General features: G+C 55.3%; 1 protein-coding gene. It reads left to right on the plus strand.

Annotated elements, in window-relative coordinates:
• The first annotated feature begins 195 nt into the window (after nt 1-195).
• Entirely contained in the window at nt 196-819 is a 624-nt protein-coding gene (locus AX690_RS22925) for a hypothetical protein (RefSeq protein ID WP_156449670.1), read from the plus strand.
• Nucleotides 820-1,119: the final 300 nt, after the last annotated feature.

Here is a 1,119-nt window from a genome sequence, read left to right on the forward strand (position 1 = left end):
GTGTAGCGGATTGGGGCGTGTGGGGGAAGGGGGGAGCAATGAGCGCGTAAACCGTGCCAACTCCTGGCGAGTCCTTGAGAGCTCTAGACCGCCAGCATCGCGAGCAAACCCGCGAAGGGTAACCGAGAGATAGAGTGCATTGTCACCTTCGTCGCGTTCCATTAACCTTTGAATCTACTTCTGGCGGAGCAGTTCGTGGCAAAGCAACCGGCGTCGAAGAATGGAACCTCCCGTATTCGCTTCATTATGCTGGAAGCGGAGATCCCCGAGGGGGACCTAAACCAGATCACAGTCGCTATTCAGAACGCTCTAAAGCCCGCTACGCCGCAGGTAGTTCAGCAGCGCTCATCAACAAATCCGTCTGCCACTGTTTTATCTGCAACCGCACAGGAGATCGATTTCGAGATCGATGGCGAAGCGGTAGTTGTCGAGGAAGACGCTCCATCAGAGTCGAAATCGCCACGGCAAGCGCGCGAGGCTAAGCCTCGCAAGCCAACGTCTATGAAGGTCCTGGATTTAGACCTTAATTCCGCTACGTCATTTGAGAGCTTTGCCAATAGCCATCCGCCGAAGAACGATACGGAGCGCAACCTCGTGGCGCTGGCATGGTTTAAGGAACATCGCCCAGACGAGGTCGTAACCGCCAACCACGTCTACACTTGCTACCGCGCGCTCAAGTGGCCTTCCGGAATCGAAGATTTCCCTGGAGTGCTGAGGAATTTGAAAGCGCAGCAACTGGTAAAGAGCGTCGGACGGGGGCAATACGAAATTAATCACTTAGGCATCGCTCGAGTTGAAAAGCTGGGCCCTGCCGCTTGAATGACATAACAGATTTTGCCGCTTCCGCGCCGGGGTTCTATCGCAGCACAGCTGTGGAACAGCTCCTCATGCTGGCTTGGTTTGAGGAAGCGAGGCAGGGGAAGCAGAGTTTTGATGCTGCGCAGATGCGGCAATGCTTCAGGAAGGCCGGAATCGAGCCTCCCGAACTAAGCGTCTACTTGCCTCGCCTAGCTTCGAAAAAGCCCCCGCAGTTAATCAAACAAGGCTCAGGTTATCGACTCTCGGGTGATCTTCCCCCGAAAAAGTGGACGGGGTTAAGCCGCTCTGCGTTCCATCTCG

Source organism: Caulobacter sp. CCH9-E1 (assembly GCF_001556515.1).
Lineage (GTDB): Bacteria > Pseudomonadota > Alphaproteobacteria > Caulobacterales > Caulobacteraceae > Caulobacter.